Annotated in this window: 1 protein-coding gene; it reads right to left on the bottom strand. The window is 73.9% G+C overall.

The features are described from left to right. Positions 1–613 (bottom strand): hypothetical protein (locus KUM32_RS36465; protein ID WP_217146181.1); only part of this gene is annotated, 613 nt, incomplete at its 5' end.

Below are 613 nucleotides of genomic sequence, written 5' to 3'. Positions count from 1 at the left end.
CTACGGGCCGGCGAGGGTGACGCGGGCGCACTCGCGGCAGGCGCGCGCCGAGGCGGCGATCCGGGTGTGGAACGCGATGGTCACGACGCCCGCGACGGCGCTCAACGGCCAGTTCGTCGCCAGGACCGAGGCCAACGTGAGGGTGAGCGCGCTGATGGCGAGGGCGACCGCCGCCGTCGTACCCGTCCAGGCGACCAGGAGCGGCAGTTGGTGCGGGGTGGGCAGCCAGCGCGCGAGGGCGCCGGTGGCGGCCAGCGCCGCCGCCGCGAGGAAGGCGGCCGACGCCGCGATGCCACCCAGGTGAGCCACCAACAACTGGACCAGATCGGGCAGTTGGTGGCCGGTCGAGCCGTCCCACGTCTCCGCCAGGTGCCAGCACAGGAACAGGAAGGGGACGATCAGCATCACCGCGCGGGCGGTGTGCCGGGCCTGGGCGATGGTGAGTTCGCGCTGGAAGCTCGGGGCGATCTCGGCGACGGTGCCGAACTCGTACACCGCCTGCCGCGCGGCATGGTGGTCCGGCTCGCGCCCGCACGACAGGTCACGGGCCGCGTCGATGAGGCCGTCCCGCAGGTCCATCACCATCCGGGACTTGACCCGGACCGGCCCGTGC

The sequence above is a fragment of the Streptomyces sp. AC627_RSS907 genome (assembly GCF_019049165.1).
The sequence above is the reverse complement of the archived record's forward strand: the minus strand, read 5'-3'. Positions and strand labels throughout refer to the sequence as shown.